Here is a 4374-nt window from a genome sequence, read left to right on the forward strand (position 1 = left end):
CTCATTCTGAGCGTTCACGAAGGCAAAAACGTCAGCAGAATGAGCCGAGCACCCCACCGCAAGCGAAACACCAATGGGGCCGAGACGGCGCATACACCGTAGTGGCCGCGTCGACGATCTTCTAACGCAGCCGCCCACTGACCAAAACGGCATATCCCCAGCCGCGGCGGGCGGCCGTTTCGCCAGCGGCCTCTCGATTTCGATCATCAACCTTGTAACGTACTACTGCGCTGACCTTGAGGTCTGATCCGCCGGTTCCCACTCCAAACTTCTTGGCAACGCATCCGATTTGGCGCCGCAGTCCTGTCCTATCGGTATGGAACAGAGTCCACCCGTTATTACCCACCGCGATGCGATCACCAGTAATCACGCAGGTTTCGATGTAAGATTGGCAATCATTCGGATCCGGGTTGAAATGGCTACGACGAACAGCCCAACCAAGGTCAATCTGGTTATGAGCGCCAGTCAGGACCTTCTCCCCTCCGGCTTCACCGGGGTGACCGCAGGGGTCCGCTCTACCCCAAGCAAACTCCCGCTGTCCCATAAAATAGACCAGCCGGGATTTTGCTCGGGTGAGGGCCACATAGAGCAGCCTCGCCTCTTCTGCGGCGTCATCTTCTAAGGCTTCCTTCGAAGTTGCAGCGTCTCCGAAAGATGACCGAGACGGGACGACGACGACATTGTCATATTCCAGACCCTTCACCTTGTGAATTGTCGACACCACAATCTCTTGCCCGTCTCTCCTGCTTCCCATGAGCCGCAAGAGTTCATCGCGCTGCAGATTTCTGATGAAGCGCAACAGGGTTGAAAGGTGTGGAAAGACACTTTCTTCACAACAGAGTTCCCATAGATTCGTCAAATCAACCCAGGCTCCGCCCGACGAAGCAGTCTCAGGGATCGCAATTGACGCCTTAAACGTGGCAAGGAGTTCTTGCGCGAGGGAGTCATTCAGTGCGCGATCACCTTTCGCAACTTCGACTTCAAGAAAATCGCACCACAAGGCGACATGCCTTAGGTCGGCAATGCGCATGTTTTCGCTGCTCTGAACTGAAATGCTCTCGAAATGGGTGGTCAGGTGTCGGTGGATCTCGGCAACTTCGTCATTCGTGCGGCAAAGTACAGCCAAAGAACCCGGATTTTCACTTTGAAGGCGCAGGCAAGTTGCGACGATTTCGTCAATCACCTGCTCTCTGCCCCAGTCCCGGACCACAGTACGCTCGCATCGGCTTGCGCCCGCTGTCGAGGATTGCCGTAGCAGGGTCGATTTCAGGCGGCGTGACCTACTGCTTCTGGCAAAGAAACCGGAGATCATCTTCTGGCTCATTTCCACGATCTCGGCGCCGGAACGGAAATTCACGCAAAGTTCAAGGGAGCGAAGCTGATCGCCGCCAAAGTCCGCCTTGAAGCGGTCGAAATAGGTCTCCGCAAATCCACCGCGGCGCAAGGTGTCGGCCTTTCTTTGCCAGCGCAAGATATCCTGATCGTCATCGCCGATTACCATGACACCGGCTCTCTCGCCGCTGCCGCGATGCAGGTTGCTTATGATGCCATAGACGTCGTCGGTGACGTCTTGAAACTCGTCCACGAGGATGCAACGGCAACCGCCCGCCACCTGTTCGCGAAATGCCGTGTCTGAGGTAAGTCTTGCCGCGAAATTCCCGAGCAGGTTTTCCATGTCCTGACCCGCACTGCTGTCGATGTCAGCAAGGCTCAACTTCGCAAGCCCGTGAAAGGTGTGTACACGAACCTGAGAGGCATAGGCCGCATAGCCAAGCGTTCTGAACAGATCCCGTATCCGCTTTCTGATTTCAAAGACAACGGCCCGGTTGAAAGCCAAGACAACAATTTCTGCAGGCTTGATGTGCTGCTCTCGGATCAGATGCGCAATCCGGCCAACGAGCACGGAGGTCTTCCCTGCACCCGGGCCCGCGTTGACCAGGAGATGCTGATCGAAACGGTGGGACATTGCCTGCCACTGTGCGGGCTCTTCGGAGTTTTGATAGCGTTCGAAAAATTCGACTGCCTTCGTCGCACGTAACTGATCACGTTTGGACGCGATAAAGCCGATAGCCTCGTCTCCTTCATTTTCGATCTCTCCGAGCTGGCTTTCCAGAAATGTCTTCAGTTCTGCACCACTCGCCTGAGCGAAATATCCGCCTATGAAGGGTTCCCGTGCTGACTTGGGCAGGTTCGCGAAAACTTCCATCGCGAATGTGCGGGTTTCAGCCAATTCGTTAACGTCATTCAGTTCTTCGATAAGCTCGGGATGCCGATCAAGACCGGGGGACTCATTTGACAAAGAGAGAATATAAGACAGAGGTACGAGTTCAGGCTGAACGCTGACAAGGTTCAGAGATGAGGATAGGCGAAGTAGCGCCTCCAGATCGTTGATTCTGAATTGCTTTTTTGGATGCGCGGTTTCCAGATCCCGGATCAGGTCGTGGACCTCGACTTCTTTGAGCCCCCCTTCGAATGCCCGAGAAAAAAGGCTCAGAAGCGAGGGGATCAAGGCAAGAAGTTCATTGCACCTACCCGCGGCATTCCTTTGGTGAGCACTCGACAACTGAGCCTGCCAGCGCACCCCTTCATTTGGCCCCCGCACGATCTGCTTGATCCTGAAGCCGCAGGCACGAGCGAGGGTACGGAACCCATAAACGAAAGCCCGTTCGTAGCGGCGGCGCAGAGCTAGCCGTTCGGCTTGCTCCTTCGGGGATGAGGGCGTCTCATCCTGGCTCCAGAAATCGAACGCGGACTGATCCAGATAGTCGAAAGGGGTGAACTCTGCGCCATCCCGTGATTTCAAATGCTGGATCAAGTTGCGAACAGCGCTGCCGACCGTCTCGACCAGAACGGCGTTCCGTTCTTTCGGTTCCGACAATAGCGGTCGCTTGGCGAACTCGAGTGTCCAGCGCAGTTGCAGCCCCTGCCGGTGTTGCAGATCCACGAGACAGGCCATTGTCTCGTCTCTGCTAGAGATCCTGCACTGACGGCGTATCTGCGAGATGTTGAACAGCGCCGTGTCAGAGGGTGTGCCCAACCGGCGCCGGATTGGCGTGGGATCCGGCTGATCGGTCCGCACGCCAACAAGCTCGGTTAGCCAGTTGAGAATGCCTCCCAAGAGGCCGTTGCGCTGTGGATGCCTTTGAACAGCATTGTCCAGGGAACCGTCAAGGTCCTCGCCGACTGCGATAGCGTGTATGGCTTTAGCTACACGCCCAGTCGGAGAGGATTCAGCTGCAATGGCTGCGAGCCGATTGGGGAAGAGTCTGACCGATAGTAGATCAGGGATCATGCCAAGCTGAGTTAGGTGGCCAGCCTTTTCCAGCCAGTATAGGGCCATGCGAAGCTTGGTCGCATTCGCTCGCATCTGTGCCGCGCTCTTGTAGGGCTCGAACCCATGGCTGGGAACGAAAGCAATCTTGTGCCCATCGATAATTTCGGCGGCCTCGTTTATCTTGCCTTCGATCTCGTCAATTTGTGGCGAGCGTAGCTCGTTCATGGCGCGAAGGCCGCGCATGTTCTCGAAGTCAGCAGGAGAGGCCAGCAGTTTGGCCTCCAACTGATCTAGGCCGGCCCGCCGCTTTTCAACGACGCCCCGCCCGATACGACCGACTTCCTGAAGATAGTCCTCGAGGTACGCAGGCGGAGAAAGATGGACGACCCAATGAATGTCAGGAATATCCATTCCCATGCCAAAGGCTTTGGTTGCGACCAGGATATCTAGGTCCCCGTCGCGGAACCGAGTGTAAATGTCGTCTCTCGTCGCTGCATCGAGACCGGCGTGATAGCTCTCGACTTCGCATCCGGCAGTCTCCGTCAGTCGCTTGGCAAGATCGTCTGCGTGCGCGCGACGCGTCACGAAGATGATGACCGCGCTTCTTTGCCCGGTTGCACGCCTATTTTCGCGGGCCTGCTGTATTGCCTGCTGAATGTGGGGAAGACGTTCGGCCAGAGCTGTTTCAAAATCTTGGCTGTCTAGGATATTGCCCCTAACCAGAAGAGGGTCCACATCGATATGAGCACGTAGCGGGTTCGAAGATGCGTCCGCCTCGGGGCATACAGCCAACGGAAGCCGCAGATGTTCGGGCGCACCTCCTGCAAGCAAATTGCGAATGCTGCGCCGATCCGAGGCAGTAAGAGTTGCGGAGAGGAGCAGGAAAGGCGTGACTTCGTTGCAGTCAGTGCCGCGAAGACTGCGCATGAGCAAAGTGAATGCGTGGAAATAATCCGGGCGGAACTCGTATCCCCATTGGTTCACGCAATGAGCTTCGTCAAAGACTGTCTGACGTCAGCACCTATGGGACAGATATGGCGATTTGAACAACGGAGGGTTTCTGGTTCATCGTAGCCTTTAAGGAGCGAAGATGAACAAGA

1 protein-coding gene is annotated in these 4374 nt (G+C 56.0%); it reads right to left on the reverse strand.

Annotated features, from left to right (window positions below):
* Nucleotides 1-121: 121 nt before the first annotated feature.
* A complete protein-coding gene (locus tag B8991_RS20785; RefSeq protein ID WP_084355188.1) occupies nt 122-4258 on the reverse strand; it encodes a UvrD-helicase domain-containing protein in 4137 nt (1378 codons plus the stop codon).
* Between the last annotated feature and the right edge of the window lie 116 nt (nt 4259-4374).

This window comes from Primorskyibacter flagellatus (assembly GCF_900176485.1).
GTDB lineage: Bacteria > Pseudomonadota > Alphaproteobacteria > Rhodobacterales > Rhodobacteraceae > Primorskyibacter > Primorskyibacter flagellatus.